At 55.4% G+C, this 14,701-nt stretch carries 15 protein-coding genes; 4 read left to right on the top strand and 11 right to left on the bottom strand.

Features of this window, described 5'->3' with window-relative positions; genetic code table 11:
- Positions 1 to 39: 39 nt before the first annotated feature.
- Positions 40 to 1,185, bottom strand: a complete 1,146-nt coding sequence (locus CPPEL_RS04550) for a globin domain-containing protein (RefSeq protein WP_123960023.1) — start codon at positions 1,183 to 1,185, stop codon at positions 40 to 42.
- A gap of 97 nt (positions 1,186 to 1,282) precedes the next feature.
- On the bottom strand, positions 1,283 to 1,663 hold the full coding sequence (locus CPPEL_RS04545) for an RrF2 family transcriptional regulator (protein WP_206608944.1): 381 nt from the start codon (positions 1,661 to 1,663) through the stop codon (positions 1,283 to 1,285).
- Positions 1,664 to 1,906: 243 nt separating this feature from the next.
- Between CPPEL_RS04545 and CPPEL_RS04540 the strand changes: the two genes are divergently transcribed.
- Positions 1,907 to 2,632: a DoxX family protein gene (locus CPPEL_RS04540; protein WP_123960021.1), complete on the top strand. Its 726-nt coding sequence runs from the start codon at positions 1,907 to 1,909 to the stop codon at positions 2,630 to 2,632.
- Positions 2,633 to 2,838: 206 nt separating this feature from the next.
- Positions 2,839 to 3,729, top strand: coding sequence for a CAP domain-containing protein (locus CPPEL_RS04535; RefSeq protein WP_123960020.1), 891 nt, complete (start codon positions 2,839 to 2,841; stop codon positions 3,727 to 3,729).
- A 61-nt stretch (positions 3,730 to 3,790) separates the two neighbouring features.
- Here CPPEL_RS04535 and CPPEL_RS04530 read toward each other — a convergent pair whose 3' ends face one another.
- The gene (locus tag CPPEL_RS04530; RefSeq protein WP_164470375.1) at positions 3,791 to 4,672 is read right to left on the bottom strand and encodes a 3-hydroxyacyl-CoA dehydrogenase; all 882 of its coding nucleotides are present in this window, start codon (positions 4,670 to 4,672) and stop codon (positions 3,791 to 3,793) included.
- 398 nt (positions 4,673 to 5,070) lie between these two features.
- On the opposite strand from CPPEL_RS04530, the gene CPPEL_RS04525 reads away from it, so the two are divergent.
- Positions 5,071 to 5,712 (top strand): SA1002 family membrane protein, encoded by a 642-nt coding sequence (locus tag CPPEL_RS04525; RefSeq protein ID WP_123960018.1) that lies wholly within the window; start codon positions 5,071 to 5,073, stop codon positions 5,710 to 5,712.
- 3 nt (positions 5,713 to 5,715) lie between these two features.
- Here CPPEL_RS04525 and CPPEL_RS04520 read toward each other — a convergent pair whose 3' ends face one another.
- The 5 genes from CPPEL_RS04520 to CPPEL_RS04500 all read right to left on the bottom strand — a co-directional run bounded on the left by CPPEL_RS04520 (position 5,716) and on the right by CPPEL_RS04500 (position 10,819).
- A complete protein-coding gene (locus CPPEL_RS04520) occupies positions 5,716 to 6,624 on the bottom strand; it encodes an alkaline phosphatase family protein (RefSeq protein WP_123960017.1) in 909 nt (302 codons plus the stop codon).
- Complete coding sequence (locus CPPEL_RS04515) at positions 6,625 to 7,755, bottom strand: ABC transporter ATP-binding protein (protein WP_123960016.1); 1,131 nt, start codon at positions 7,753 to 7,755, stop codon at positions 6,625 to 6,627.
- A 201-nt stretch (positions 7,756 to 7,956) separates the two neighbouring features.
- Positions 7,957 to 8,793 carry an ABC transporter permease gene (locus tag CPPEL_RS04510; protein WP_123960015.1) on the bottom strand — a complete coding sequence of 279 codons (837 nt, stop codon included), beginning with the start codon at positions 8,791 to 8,793 and terminating at the stop codon, positions 7,957 to 7,959.
- Entirely contained in the window at positions 8,778 to 9,710 is a 933-nt protein-coding gene (locus tag CPPEL_RS04505) for an ABC transporter permease (protein WP_206608943.1), read from the bottom strand. Before CPPEL_RS04505 ends, CPPEL_RS04510 begins: the two co-directional genes overlap by 16 nt.
- The gene (locus CPPEL_RS04500; protein ID WP_123960014.1) at positions 9,710 to 10,819 is read right to left on the bottom strand and encodes an extracellular solute-binding protein; all 1,110 of its coding nucleotides are present in this window, start codon (positions 10,817 to 10,819) and stop codon (positions 9,710 to 9,712) included. Before CPPEL_RS04500 ends, CPPEL_RS04505 begins: the two co-directional genes overlap by 1 nt.
- A gap of 246 nt (positions 10,820 to 11,065) precedes the next feature.
- On the opposite strand from CPPEL_RS04500, the gene CPPEL_RS04495 reads away from it, so the two are divergent.
- Complete coding sequence (locus CPPEL_RS04495; protein ID WP_123960013.1) at positions 11,066 to 11,761, top strand: HAD family hydrolase; 696 nt, start codon at positions 11,066 to 11,068, stop codon at positions 11,759 to 11,761.
- On the opposite strand, the gene CPPEL_RS04490 is transcribed toward CPPEL_RS04495, so the two are convergent.
- The 3 genes from CPPEL_RS04490 to CPPEL_RS04480 all read right to left on the bottom strand — a co-directional run bounded on the left by CPPEL_RS04490 (position 11,743) and on the right by CPPEL_RS04480 (position 14,668).
- Positions 11,743 to 12,465, bottom strand: coding sequence for a GntR family transcriptional regulator (locus CPPEL_RS04490; RefSeq protein WP_123960012.1), 723 nt, complete (start codon positions 12,463 to 12,465; stop codon positions 11,743 to 11,745). The two genes, CPPEL_RS04495 and CPPEL_RS04490, sit on opposite strands and share 19 nt — an antisense overlap.
- A 221-nt stretch (positions 12,466 to 12,686) precedes the next feature.
- Positions 12,687 to 13,400 carry a type 1 glutamine amidotransferase domain-containing protein gene (locus tag CPPEL_RS04485; protein ID WP_123960011.1) on the bottom strand — a complete coding sequence of 238 codons (714 nt, stop codon included), beginning with the start codon at positions 13,398 to 13,400 and terminating at the stop codon, positions 12,687 to 12,689.
- Positions 13,401 to 13,429: 29 nt separating this feature from the next.
- Positions 13,430 to 14,668, bottom strand: coding sequence for an NADH:flavin oxidoreductase/NADH oxidase family protein (locus CPPEL_RS04480; protein WP_123960010.1), 1,239 nt, complete (start codon positions 14,666 to 14,668; stop codon positions 13,430 to 13,432).
- Positions 14,669 to 14,701 lie beyond the last annotated feature (33 nt).

Here is a 14,701-nt window from a genome sequence, read left to right as displayed (position 1 = left end):
GAAAAAGCGGGCGCAACTACGCGCCCGCTTGCTCTTTTTCTACGCCAATAACCAATCATTCGGGTGGAAGAGCTCAAAGTGCAGTTGTTCTGCGGGAAGATGGCCTAATTGCTCGCGCATCGCCTGCAAGAAATCAGTGCCGCCGCAAAGATACACATGGGCATCCGGGGCAACCTCAAGGCTGAGACGTTCGGGGCGATACGCCACCGTGTGTGAGCTATTGGCAATGCCTTTGAGATAGCGTTCGCGTTGGGGACGTAGGACGTCGGCAAGCTCGCTTTTATCCTGGTGATACACCGCCACCTGCTGTTGGGAACCCTGCAGGGCGGCGAGCATGCCCACCATTGGCGTGGCACCAATGCCGCTGGATACCAAGACGATGCGTTCGTGTTCACCGAGGGTGAGATCGCCGGCAGGTAAGGAGATCTCCAGCTCATCGCCTACCTGAAGGTGCTGGCAAAGCTGGGTGGATACCTCACCCTGGGGATCGTCATTGACCTTTCGCACCACAAATTCCAAAGGCGTACCAGGTGCATTGACCAGCGAGTACTGACGCAACTGCTGTGCACCATCGCTTAAGGTTTGGCGCACTGAGATGTATTGGCCCGGCTTGAAGTCCAAGGTGGTATCGAGCTGGAAGCGCACCGTATTTGGGTCGAGCTCTTCGCGCTTTGCCACCACGGTGTTGAGAAAAACCTCCCCTGGAGCAACCTCGCGCTCCTGGTAGAGATCACTTTCGAAGTCGATCAGGACTCGCTCCATCTCCTTATATACGGCATCCCAGGCGGCTCGAACCTCACCCTGGAACACCTCGGGAGTAAGCACCTCCTCGATCGCATCAAATAAATGCTTGTGCACAATCGGGTACTGATCTGGACGAATCCCCACCGAGACATGCTTGTGCCCAATGCGACTCAAGAGGGAATCCGGGCTCTTGGTGTTTTCGCTAACGAGGTAGGTGGCAAAAGTTGCCACCGATGCAGCCAGTGCCTTTTGCTGCGCGCCTTGAGCCTGATTGCCGCGGTTGAAAGTATTGGCCAAAAGCTCCGGGTGCGCTGTGAACATGCGCTGGTAGAAGTTCTTGGTGATGTCTTCAATAGCCGCGCCTACCGCTGGGAGCGTGGCCTTGATGGTCTCGGCTTGTTCGGCATTGAGTGCTTGAGGAGAGATCTGGAAACCCTGCATGTGAAAGCCTTTCTGATTCACGTTGGCTTCACCATACATTTAATCCGAGTATCAAATGCGCATTAATGTGACGGGGGTAGCAAAATCAAACATTTCGCTACACCACTTCTGCGATCTTCACCCCATCAAGGGAGGCGAAAAAAGCCTCCTGAGCTCGAGCAAGATGGCCACGCAGCCCGCAAGCCCCACTTAAAGCACAGGCCTGGCAATCCACCACTTCCCCCTGCTCGAGCTGGCGAATCAGCGCACCTAACGATCGATCGAGCGCATCGGGCATCAGTGCGATGCCGCCACCACGCCCCTTAGCCGAATCCAAATACTGCAAGGAAGCAAGCGTGCTTACCACCTTGGCCACATGAGCTTTCGACGCCCCTAAAGCCTCCGCAACCGCCGCCGCGGTTGTTCGCTGCCCCGGCCCCAGGTGCGCAATAAACATCAGCACCTGCAAGGATAGATCGGAAGACTTTTTAAGCTGCATAAGCATTATCTTAGGAAAGCCAAAATAGCCTTAAACCCAGAGGGCTCGCACAGCGGCTGAACTCGGCAACACCCAGCGCGAGGTGTGGAGGTTTTATGGCAGCTTTATGGCTTATGGTGGCGAAATTCGACACAAGGCCATCTTTTAAGTGCCCTACATCACTTCAGGAAACACACAGCAAGTTCAACACAAATTGAAATATAAATATGCATTTACGCTTAATAACCGATAACCTCTGTTGGCATGACAACTTTGAAAGATCTCTCCCTCCTGATCGGCCGTGTCCTGCTCGGCGTCATCCTCTTTGCCCACGGTTGGCAAAAGTTCAATGACTGGACCATCTCCGGTACCACCGACGCATTCCGCGACATGGGTGTTCCCTCCCCCGAACTCGCGGCTACCTTCGCCACTTACTTCGAGATGATCGCCGGCGCCCTGCTGATCCTGGGTCTGCTCGTTCGCTTCGTTGGCCCCATCCTTGCCATCCAGATGGCTGGCGCTTACTGGTACGCACACCGTGACGCCGGCATCTTCGCCTCCGATGGCGGCTGGGAAGTAGTGGCACTGATCGCCGCAGGCGGCCTGCTTATCGCCGGTGCAGGCGCTGGCCGCTTCAGCATCGACCACCTCTTTGTTGCGCCTTTCCAGGCTCGTCGCCGTCAGAAGAAGATTGAAGAAGCACGCGAGAAGGGCCTTGCCGTACAGCATGCCGACGGCACCGTCTCCTACCCCGCTGATGCCGCGCCTGTAAACAACACCCAAAACGCCGCTGCTGCTCCTGCAGCCGCTGCCCCGGCCGCTGCTCCTGCTGCCGCCCAGCAGCCAGCTCCTGCTCAGCAGCCCTCTGCTGCTCAGACCGAGCAGCCAGCAGCTCAGCCGCTGAACCAGAACAAGGTTGCGGATAACGATGGCCACACGGTGATTGCAGATCAAGCACCCACCAACAACTTCAAGCCTGAACAGCGCTAACCATCCTTGTAACCCAAGCACTGCCCCATGCTCAAACGTTTTGAGCATGGGGCAGCTTTGCATCTTGTTCCCTTAATCGAGCCAGGCAGCAGGGGTGTTATCCGAAGTACTGCTACACCGCTTGCGTGTTCAACTCGCCGCGCATCGTTACTAAGGCTAGGATTGTTACACGTTGTCGCCCCTCAAACGTTTTGGAGAGCTTGTTCATGCACAAAAAGCTGCTAGTAGGCATTATCACCGCAGCAATGTTGGTGCCGACCGGAGTTGCTTATGCAGCACCAGAGCCGACGACCAAGGTGGAATTGAATGTAGAACCCGAGCAATTCATTGCCCAGGAAGTACGCTTTGATCCTTCCACCGGTCGCACCGAAGGGCTCGAGGCGCTGCGCGAATTGCGTGGCAAGATGTGGGATATTAACCCGAAATTCCAAGGCTTTGGCTATGAGGGTTATACCGGCAAACTGCGTGACGCCGCCAAGGCCGAGGGGTTGAATTCTAAGGCCGAGTACATGGACGTGACCATGGATGCCGATCTTGCGTGGATCGCTATTCAACGCGCCTACGAGGCTTCCGCTGTGTTTTCACACAAGCGCCCCGATGGCAGCGACATGGCCACTGCCACCATCGCAAGCCACGCGGTATCGACTGAGTCTTTGGCCGCTGCAACTGACTCTTTAAGCACCGCTATCTTGCAGTCCTGGGGCCAAGATGAACTCAAAGCACTCCAGCAGGCAAAAGGTGTGCGCAATGCCCAAAACGGCCACCTGGTAAATCTCTTACACCCCAAGCAACGCCACTATGGATTCAGCGCCCTTAGCGTCGAAGGCAGTGAGTACGGCACGTACTACGTTGGCGTGAGCAGCGAGGTACCCGCAGGTGAAACCGATAGCGCCGACCACACCCCGGCAGGTGAGCAAACGGTGATCTTGCACCGTGCCGCGAAAGCCGATGAGACCCCCACCGGCCTTGCAACCGCCAAGAAGGCAGAGGCTGCTGACGGCACCAAGGATGAGGCTGCCGAGGATGAGCAGGCAAACAACGAGCGCCCGCTGGTGGAAGTAAAAAAGATCGACGAGATCTTTAAACCACGCAAGTAGCTTTTAAAATCCCCCACTCTCCCGCGTAATCCGCGGGAGAGTTTTTTATATCCGGTTGAGGCTAGTCCACGTTTGGCTGGCCTTGTTCGTCATAATCATAAAAGCCCGCGCCTGCCTCAACACCGAGGCGGCCTTGCTCGATATAGTCACGCATCACCACCTGGGCGAGTTCACCAGTGCCGGGAATGCCCTTGGCTTCGCGGCTTTTCAGCACTGCATACACCGTGCGCATACCGATTACGTCGAGCACTTTAAACGGCCCGAGCGAATCCATGACGATCTCCCAGGTCTTATCAATCGTCTTTGGATCCGATACGCCAGCTCCCCAAAGTTCCAGCGCGGATTCCACAAAAGGAATCAGCAGACTATTCAGGATGTAGCCAGAACGCTCCTTGAAAATTGGCAACGGCACCATACCCACCTGAGCGGCGAATTCCTTGGCCTGCTCAAACACGCCAGCATCAGTACCTGGATGGCCCATGATCTCTGCCGCTGGGCGTTTCCAGATCTCATTAGCAAAGTGGATGGCAACAAATTGCGCTTCATAGGGCAGTAAGGGCGCGAGATGGCTAGGTAGCACCGTGGAAGAATTTGTGGCCACAATGGTTTCGGGCTGAAGGTGGGGCCTCATCGCCTTATAGATGGCCGTTTTGGCCTCGGTGGTTTCTGCCACGCACTCAAATACGATATCGACTGCTCCAGCACGCTCGATCTGCGTGGTGTAGTCGATGCTTTCAATAGCTTCGGCCACTGCCGAGGCATCAAATTCCGTGTCTTGGGTATAGGGCGTGCGGAAACGCTCGACCCTTTGTTTCGCACGAGCGATGGAATCTTCACTCCTGCCGTAGATGGTGACCTTTTTGCCGTGCAGGGCGAATTGCAGAGCAGATTGTGCACCGAGCGTGCCGCCTCCGGTGATGAGCACAGAATCAAGTGATTGCACGAACATTGCCTCCTAAAAATTTGGCTAAAAAACTATCTGAGCTGCAGATATTTACTTTTTCAGTGTAGATGGCAATCTGGTTTTGCCTCCGCGAAGCATCCCAGCCATATACGACGCTGGCGCCTTATTGTTCGCAGCTACTGCATGTGCGCTGCCATGCCTATGCAGGCGAGATCATGCCCTGGGCGCTTCGTGCACCGCTTTAGAAAGCAAGCGAGAAGTTCGAGGTTGCGTGAGTAGACACACACGTTTTCTCAAGTGATCGGCTACGGCTTGCTTGGAGGCGAATCCGACGCAATCGCCGGGACAAACTACAATCAATCCAGGCAACTTCGCAGGAGCTTCGAGCCTGTGGCCGTCCGGTAATCCTAATTAGAAAAGCGAGCTTTGCAGCAGTGATGGCGTTATTCGCGATCGCCACGATCGCCTTGATCTTTTATCTCATTGATCACTTGGTGTATCGCGGCCAAAAAGATCTCAGCCCCACGACCTTTTTAAAGGTTCTGGCAAACTTCATCCTCATGGCATTAACCAGCGGAGTGTTCCTCTTGCTGGTGATGTTCGTGATTCTTACTACCGTCGCGCTTGCCGATACGACCATTGATAATTTCTCACAAGAGCAGATGCTCGACCACATCAATGGCACCGAGATGCTGTTTTTCATCTTCGTGATCATCTTCGTGGCGGCAATCCTGCACTTCTTGTTCCGCGAACGCTTGATCAAACACGGCCTGGTGTTTCGCTATCGCGATGATGACTACGTGATTAACGAGTACCTCATCCAGTGGTCCACGATCTACCTCGCGGTGTATCAATTCATGTTCGATGGCGTAAAAGATGTGGCAAAAGAGCTCGTTTCTTCCGATAGCACGCAGCAGATCTATAACATCGTGCTCTCGCCGGAAAACATCAACCTCGCGGTACAACCTTTGCTCATCTGTTCCTGGATCACCTTGGTGATGGAGCGGCTGCGTTTCCGAAAAGGCCTAGGCGTCCATGCCGACCTCGACCAAGTCACCATCGCCCACGATGAGCGATAACGCCTAGGGCTGCTCGGTGGTTGGTGAGTGATCCCCGAACCTCGCTTGGAGTAAGAGCGAGGCAACCTCATGTGGGGCAACGTGTGCCGGCCAAGAAGGGGTTTGGCCATCTGGTGACCAACAACTAAGCCATGAGGCTCGCTCTTGGGGGCTATCACCACCGTGGCCGCCTTCGTCGAGGTGCCCGTGATCGCTGACGCCTACGATAAGCCAGCGCTCCGCATACTGCTCATAGCGTTGAGTCACAGCTTGCATGATTCTTCCCAGGTGGGCATCGACTCGAGCAATGGCGTCGCGGTATTCACGACCCTTTAAGCCATAGACGTGGCCGGCATCGTCTACGTCGCAGCAGTAGCAAAAGCCCATATCGAAGCCGCCTTCCCTAACGGCGGCGAGCGTAAAGTCCACCACTTCGGCGTCGACAAGCTGATAGCCATACACCTCACCATTGCGGATCACCAGCCTGTGCAAGCCTGCGTATTGCTGCTCGATCCTGGGATGAATAATTGGACCAAGACCTGCAGGGTCTACCAGCACAGGCCAGCCTGCAGCCGCGAAGGTTCGAGTGCTCTGGTCGCGGTAAAAGGCCTGGGCAAGCACATCAGGATGCTGCCAGTTGCGCCCGCCCACGCAGGAATTATCACGAAAACCATGCTCGGCGTGAGTAGTGCCGCTAAGAATACTTGCCCACCCAGGTGCAGAGATCGTGGGAACCTCCATCTCCATTTCGCGCCACTGCCCCTGATCTGCCATGCGCTGCAAATGCGGAGCAACGCCAGGTTCGGCGGCGATATCCCAGCGCAAACCATCGATGCCAAAAAGCAGCACCCGAGGTTGAGACGAAGCGGTGTCGGAAGTATCCGCAGGATGAGATGCGACTGCGGGCTCAGAATTGGTGTGTGGGTTTCGCATCTAGACCCCAGCCTTGTTATAGCCGCTCAAACCGGTGTTCTTGGTGCTTGCAAGAGCGTCGAGTTCACGGAGTTCTTCAGGGCGGATGGCATCGACCACAACTTCCGAGCGAGAAAGGTGCACATCCACGAACTCCCCAACAGCAATGTTTTGAGCACGCCGGGTAGGCATATCAATGCGAATCGTGCCGGGCGTGCGGGTACTTGCAACGTGCAAAGCGCTAAAGGTGCCGCGAAGCTGCTTGCCCATCACCTTCATGTCACCATCGGTAGCGGGGCACACATCGAGATCCTCCGGGCGAACCAACGCCATGCCTATCCCCTTGTTGCTATCAACCTCATCACTATTGACCACACTGCACACCCGCCCCAGAATCTCGATGCCGCCGCGGCGCATCTGGCCAGGAATGCGATTGGTTACACCAACGAACTGCGAGACAAAGGCGGATTGGGGCTGCTGGTAAAGCTCCTCCGGTGAAGAGATCTGGACAATTTTGCCCTCATTCATCACACCCACCCGATCAGCCATGACCAGGGCCTCTTCTTGATCGTGGGTAACTAAGAGCGTGGAGATGCCTTGAGAAAGCTGCAGTCTGCGGATTTCATCGCGAAGCTGCCCACGCACCTGCGCATCAAGCGCCGAGAGCGGCTCATCTAATAACAACACCTCGGGCTCAAGTGAAAGCGCACGAGCCAGCGCCACGCGCTGTTGTTGGCCACCAGAAAGCTGGGCGGGGAATTTATCTCCATGACTGCCCAAACCAACCAATTCCAGCAAATCCTCGGCGCGCTTGCGGCGAGTTGCACCTTTCACCTTACGGATTTTGAGCCCATAGGCAATGTTGTCCAGCGCCGTCATGTGCGGAAACAGCGAGTAAGCCTGAAACACAATGCCCATATTGCGTTTCCTAGTAGCAAGGTTGGTGATGTCTTTGCCACCCACCTCTACCCGACCAGCATCAGGGCTTTCTAAACCAGCGAGGATTTTCAAGGTGGTGGACTTACCACAACCCGAAGGCCCTAGCAGCGCCACCAACTCAGCGTGACCGATAGTGAAGTCGAGGTTATTAAGCACTTGGCGGTCCCCAAAGTGCTTATGAATCTGCTTGAGCGCGATATTGGGTTCAGACATTTTGAGATTCTTCCTGTGGTCTGGGTGGTTGCGGTTGGTTGTTGTGGTTCGTTGTTTTTTGGGGCGGGGACGACTACCCGGCGCTTGCGTGGTAGCGGCTGGGCTTGGCTCCTGCGTGGCTGCCCGGCGCCCGCCTGACTGCCCGGTCCCCTCACCCGGCGCCCGCCTGGCAGTCTTGCGCCAATTCGGCGGGGCTGTGGGTTAGGGCTGCTTCTGGCTTCTCGAAAGCCTCGAGATGCTAGCGAGCAGCAGCCAGGTGATGACGGTGGTGATAAACGACAAGGCTGCGATGCCTCTGGGGTTGGTGGAAGAAATTTCGACCATGTACACCGGGAAGGTGTAGTGCAGCAGTAGCGAGGCCATGGCAAATTCGGATAGGCACATCGCAATGCACAGCAGTGAGGCCGAAAGAATTGAGACTCGCAGGTTCGGCAGTACCACGCGGATCAGGGTGCTCCACTGTGTGTCTCCCAGGGAGGCTGCAGCGGCGAATAGCGTGTCCAGGTGGAGTGTTTTTACTCCGGCATCAATGGCGCGGTAGCACAGGGGCATGACCAAGATTACGTACAGCGGCACGAGTGACCAGCGCGAGTTGATAAATCCTGGCAGAAGGATCCGGTAGAACTCCGAGGCGCCGGAGACTAGGGCTACTGCTGGCACCACCAGTGGCATGACCGAGACCATTTCTACAATGGTGGCAAGTTTTGGTGCTTTGAGGTTGACAAACACCACCGTCGGCACGAGTAACGCAAGCATCATCACGGTGGTTGCTGCGGTGATGAGCAGTGTTTCTTTGATGGCCTCAATGCCGCGGGGGTTGGTCAACGCCTCTGTTGCCGGTGTGAAGGTTAGGCCTTCTCCTGGGCGGCTAAAACCGAATGCTGCGGCTGCGATCCATGGGGCGAAGAAAAACACCAGTGCCACTAGTAGTACGGCGATTTGTATCCACGATGTTTTGGCTTTGCTGGAACGAGCTGTTCCGAGCATCGCGTTGATCCTGCCTTTGGCTGCAGGGATCGTGGCTATTTGTTGAGCCATCGAGAACTCCGTTTCACAAGTAGCAGGCGCAGGCCCATGGCGACGACGATGATCAGCATCATCCACGTCACCAGTGCTGCAGCTAGGCCGGGGTCGAGGAGGACGTTGCCGCTGATCATGAATCCAATGAGGATTGGCACGAGGTTCAGTGAGCCGCCGGCGAGCGCATAGGCCGTGGCGTAGGCGGCGAAGGCGTTGGCAAAAAGCAGCAGTGAGGCACCTGCGATGGGCGGCCATAGGATCGGTAGCGCGATATCGCGCAGGTATTGCCATGTGGTTGCACCCAGAGATGCGGCTGCGGTTGGCCATTCTGCTTTCATGCCACCAATGGCCGGCAGGATCAATATCACCATCAATGGGATTTGGAAGTAGAGGTACACCACTGCCACGCCCCAAAATGATGTGAGGGTGTAGGCATCAGCAATATTGGGCGCGATCTTTCGGATGGCGCTGGTGAGTAGTCCTTGGGTACCAGCGAGTGCTACGAAGGCGTATGCCAGTTGCACACCACCGGCCTGGGAGGCGAGGGCTGAAAAGCTGCGAACCATTGAGCGCAACCACTTTGGCCCTTTTGCACTGCTTAGTGCCCAGGCCACGATCAGTCCGATAAGCCCGCCAATGACTGCGGTTACTACCGAGAGCTGGATGGTTAGTACAAAGGCTTGTTTATTCTCGGCGCTCATCGCCAGCTCGAGCGTATCGAGGGTGTAATTGCCCGAAGCGTCTTGGAATGAGCGGTTGATATTGGCAATGATCGGCAGCACGAGAAATGCGGTGACGAAGATGAAGAAGGGCATCGCGGCCAGAAGTCCTGCCAGGTTGATCCCTTGGACACCGCGCCATGTGCGCTTTTTGCCAGGTATTGCTGGCGATACGCGTGGTGTTTGCGTATCGCGTTCGGCGGTGGCGCCTTTCACTAGTACTTCACCTTATTAGTCCACTCAGAGGCGATGACTTTGTTGGCGGCATCGCCCTGTTCTGGGGTGGGAAGCTGAACCTTTTTCAAGGTCTCGGCATCGGGTAATGCTGCCTGTGCCTCTTCAGAAAGCTTGCCTTCTTCGACCAACTGATTAAATCGCGCTGGCACTGCGCCGCCGAGGGCGTATTGTTCGGAACCTTCATCCGAGGTGAGCCAGTCCAACCACAGGCGTGCTGCGTTTGGGTGTGGAGCATCGGTGGTAATGGATTGTGCGTAGTAGGTACCAAATACACCGTCTTCCAGCACCTTGGATTCGAAGTCCACGCCGTCGGCACGCAATGTATCTTCTGCGCCCTTCCAGTTGTAGTTCCAGTCGAATACCACGGCGGCTTCACCGGTGCTCAGCGCGCTGACTGGGTCGGAGGTGGGCACAAGGTTGCCACTTTCAGCCAGCTTGGCAAAGAAGTCAATGCCTGGGGCGATGTCATCGAGGGATCCACCGTTGGCCAGTGATGCGGCAAAGACCGTGGCAATCGAAGATGCTCCGGTGCGTGGATCTCCTGGAAGCGCAATTTTGCCCTTGTATTTAGGGTCGAGCAGGTCTTTAAAGCTATTTGGCACCTCGGCGTTTTTCTTATTCACACCCACGGTGATCACGCCATAGTAGGAACCCACCCATTTACCGTCCGGGTCTTTGAGGTTATCGGGGATACCGTCCCAGTTAGACGGCTTATATTCGTCGATGAGGTTTTGTTGTTTTGCGGCGTTGGTAAAGGAATAACCAATGTCGATGGAGTCGGGTTGCTTGGGTTGGCCTTTGAGGTTTTTCACCGCCTGCAGCTCTTCAGCAGAGGACGCGTCTGGCGAGTCGACGGTGTAGTTCACTCCATAGGTTTCCTTGAAGTTTTTTAGCTGCCCGCCGTAATTTGCCCACGTTTCAGGAAGCGCAATGAGGTTGACCTCGCCTTCCTTCTTGGCCAGCTCGCTAATCTGCTCGAGGTTGGTGCCGATTTCGGCATTAGTGCTTTCACTCGAAGACCCGCATGCTGCCATCGGTATTGCAAGTAGCAGGCTGGCACCAAGGGCCGCGATCTTATTCAACTTCATTGCAAAGGATCCTTCCTAGCTTGTCGACGCCCCCGCTTTCACCCCAAACGTTCTTCTAGGGAGCCGGGCGCTTTTCTTTTTGCCACCGAGGATTCAAACAGGCGTACATGGCGCCAAGGTGCCAGCAAGTTGAACAGCACAAGAATGATTTTGCATACCTTTAGCTATCTCTTCCAAGCCTTTATGCCAACACGCTAAGGTGGCGTGCACTCAATCTGATAGAAGAAAGTAAAGGTCTAAAACCCAATGAACCCACCATCTAACCTTGTTGAACAGGCATTATCTTTTGAAGGGTGGTTGCTCGATTTCAATGGCACCCTCAGCGACGATGAGGCCATGCTGCAGGAATGCTATAACAAAGCCCTGAGCGCTTTGGGTAAACCTTTAGCCCCTGGCGAATACCTAGAAGTGTGCGGTTTAAGCGAGTACGACCTCGCCCGCACCGTCCTGCAGCGTCGTGGAATCAGTGAAGATCACATGCAGGCGTTTATCCAGCAGGTAGCCGGGTACTACCGCGAGGCTGCCCTGGCTCAGCCACCGATTACGCACGCAAGCGTCAAGCTCATCCATACGTTGCTGGATCAGGGATTTCCCATTGCCATTGTTACCGGCACGATTCGGCCGATGATTTTGCCGGTACTCGAAGCTGTTGGCTTGCAGGCACTGATCCCCACCCTCACCACGGCAGAGGACACAAGCGCGGGCAAACCCAACCCTGAGGGCTTTCTTCGCGGTGCACAGATTTTAGGCATCCAACCAGCGCGAATCTTGGCTTTTGAGGATTCCTCCGACGGCATGGCAGCAGCGAGCGCTGCAGGCATGCAATGCGTACATATTGGTGGCGATACCACAGCGCTTCACGCCCCAAGTTTTGATTCCTTCGCCCAGGAAGCACTGCAACACCAATCAATGACCAGCAAGGATTACCCCTCTGGTGGCTGATTCGTTGCTACTCTCACGCGACCGACGTCTCTGCGCAGCACATCTACTGAATACTCAATAGGAATGCCCTCGGCATCGTAGGCTGTTCGCATAATCCGCAGCACCAATTCCTTTTTCAACAATTGCAGGCGCTCGCGCTGCCATGCATTCGCCGTGGCAGGCACAATTACTTCGCGTTTACTGTGCGGGGCGCGATGAAAACGGCGATCGAGCAGCTCATAGAGCGATTGCGTGAGGTCTTCTTTAAGGAGTTCCGGAAACGCTGTTGCTGGAAAAACCGAATCTTCAATTAATAAAGGCACCCCTTCTACCCTGCGTAAACGCACGATTCTAAACACAGGGCTGCGTAAAGGAACCGCTAGCTGTTCGGCGTGTGTTGCAGTGGCGTAGTCAAGGCTGGCACTGAGTAATTCCGAGGCCACACTTAAACCCTTCAAGCGCAGCTGTGGCATAAAACCAGACATTTCGTTGAGGTCTACCTGTGGCGGCTTTGCCTGCACGAACGTTCCCCCACCCCTGCCTTGCCTGCGAACGATCAAGCCATCTGATTCGAGCAGTTCGAGTGCTTTGCGGATAGTTGAGCGAGAAACGTGAAACTGTTCTAGCAGCGCTCTTTCAGATTCGAGCTTGCCGCCGCGTTGGTAGTGGTCTGCCTCAATACGGTGGCGCAGCTCTTCTGCAACTGCTAGATATCGCTTTGCCAACTCGTATTCACTACTCCTTGATCATTGCATTGCACTTGATTTGCCTTTAGATAGCTCAGGTATTTCTTGGCAATGGAAGGCCTTGGTTGCGGCTTTGAACATCATTATTTCTTTTCTCAACCGCGCTAGCCACCGTTATTGCTTCAAAGGCGAGCGTTATACGCGAACACGCCCCAGACAAGCTGGGGCGTGTTGCTTCATAGTCGTGGTGCGAGGCAGCGCTAGGAAGCGATGTGATCAAGCACCTCGAGGGTTTTCTTTGCCGTGGCTTTGGCAGAACCTGGGTTTTGGCCGGTGACCAATCGGCCATCAACCTGGGTGTAGGAGGTAAACGGAATCAACGCCTTGGAGTAGTTCGCTCCGAGGTCTTTGACTCGTTGTTCAACGTTATAAGGCACGAGCTTTGCCACGCCTGCAAGTACTTCCTCGCGCCAGGAAAAGCCAGTGATGTCGCGGCCTTGTACCAGCGGCTTGCCGTCGCTGAGTTCTACTTCAAGCAAGCCACAGTAGCCGTGGCACACCGCGGCAACCACGCCGCCTTGTTCGAAGATGTCGCGGGTGAGTTCCTGCAAGCCTTCGCTGCCTGGAAAGTCGTACATAACGGCATGTCCGCCGGTGAAAAAGATCGCATCATAATCTTCGGCACGAACCTCTGAGGGGGCCTTGGTGTGCTTGAGCAGTTCCATGCGCTCAGGGTTGTTGTGCCAAGCTTTTGCCGAGGCATCGTAGGTGGGGAATTTAAGCGAGCGTGGTTCTAGTGGCGAGAAGCCACCAAGTGGGCTCACGATATCTTGCTCATAACCTGCGGCTTCAAATTCGTCGTAGGAGTGCGTGAGCTCGGAAAGCCAAAGGCCGGTGGGATGGGTTGGATCTGATTCGTATGCCGGCACGTTGGTAACAACTTGCAGGATGCGTCGGGTGGGTTGCTTTGCCATGATGGTCTCCTTAGCGTTTCTCGGATGGTTTATTTGTTGCGGGTTTCAAGCCACTTGGCGTAGTTGCGATTGTGATGTTTCGTTGCGATGCCGTTGAGCAGGAACGGTATGCGCGGATCGAGCCAAAGTTGCGGGTTTTTATTCTTTGAGAGCCGGCTCATCTGCCAACGAACCCATGCCATCGAGGCTGCCGAGGCCAGTGCTTTATTACTGATCTTGGTGTGTGGGATGGCTGGCGCAGTCTCATGTCCTTGTTTCCACTGCCTTGGCAGATCAGGGTCGGCTGCTAACGCAGTACCGATACCTACCAAGGCTACACCGGAATCCAATACCTGCTGGGCCACGCTGGGGCGCACGATGCCGCCGGTGACCATGAGCGGAAGAGCAGATGTGGCAACAAGCTGTTCGGCCATAGACAGGAAATAGGCTTCCCTGGCGCGGGTGCGATCATCGGCAGCGTTGCCGGTCATGGCTGGGCTTTCGTATGAGCCGCCAGAGAGTTCGACGAAATCTACGCCGCGCTGGTTGAGCATCTCAATCACCTTGGCTGCATCTTCGAGGCTAAAGCCACCGCGTTGAAAATCCGAGGAATTCAGCTTCACTGCCACGAGGAAATCTTCAGGCACTCCCGCACGAATCCTGGAGACGATCTCGAGCAGGAGGCGTGCTCTGTTATCAAGGCTGCCACCCCACTGGTCGGTGCGCACATTGGCTAGTGGCGAAAGGAATTGCGATAGCAGGTAGCCGTGTGCTGCGTGCACCTCTACCCCATCAAATCCAGCTTCTGCTGCACGGAAGGCCGTGGTACTGAACATCTCGATCACTTCTTCGATTTGTTCTTGGCTCATCTGCGTTGGCTCAGCGAATTGTGCGCGCTTGCTGCCAACTTCCACCTTGATGGGGCTTGGTGCCCAGGCCACGCCCGGTTGATCGGCAAGCACCTGGCGGCCTGGGTGGTTGATTTGCATGATGATCTTTCCTTCGTGGCGGTGCACTCGCTGTGCCCACTGCACGAAGGGATCAAGCGGCTGATGCTTGTCTAACACGATGGCCTGTGGGCCAGTAAGTGCCGCATCGTGCACCATCACGTTGCCGGTAATAACGGTGCCCACACCACCTTGAGCCCAACGTTCATACAGGTTGAATACGCGCTTGCCGGGTACGTGTTGATCAGTTCCCAGTGATTCTTCCATCGCTGCTTTAACCAAACGGTTGGGCAGGGTGGCTCCAGAAGCGAAAGTGAATTCGCTGAATAGTTGCTTCGACATTGTTCCTCCAAAGGCGTAATGTTTACGGTGTAA

Origin of the sequence: Corynebacterium pseudopelargi, from assembly GCF_003814005.1 — a bacterium.
GTDB classification, from domain to species: domain Bacteria; phylum Actinomycetota; class Actinomycetes; order Mycobacteriales; family Mycobacteriaceae; genus Corynebacterium; species Corynebacterium pseudopelargi.
This window is presented reverse-complemented; position numbering and strand designations above follow the sequence as displayed.